Source organism: Corynebacterium sp. HMSC072A02 (genome assembly GCF_001810085.1).
Classification (GTDB): domain Bacteria; phylum Actinomycetota; class Actinomycetes; order Mycobacteriales; family Mycobacteriaceae; genus Corynebacterium; species Corynebacterium hesseae.
Window position 1 is genome coordinate 1 of sequence record NZ_KV799858.1, and the last position, 227, is coordinate 227.

General features: G+C 52.9%; 1 pseudogene. It reads left to right on the top strand.

Annotation, left to right across the window (positions count from 1 at the left end):
* Nucleotides 1-227 (top strand): annotated as a pseudogene (locus tag HMPREF2698_RS08575) (HNH endonuclease); the annotation flags it as partial.

Genomic DNA, 227 nt, shown 5'->3' on the forward strand with positions numbered 1-227 from the left:
AAAGCAGGTCTGCGTGCTATCCACCGGCTTGATAGCCTGCCGAAAGTCAAAGCCATACAAGACACCCACTGCCTGCTGGACATCGAGTCCTTGATTGCTATTGACCAACCCATGTCAGCACTAACCGGCTTGACTGCTGAAACCCTGGATTTCATCGACACCATCCTGGCTGACTTCTTCACCCCCACTAAGGCGAATCAGGCTTTTCCTACCCGCAGCCAAATCAG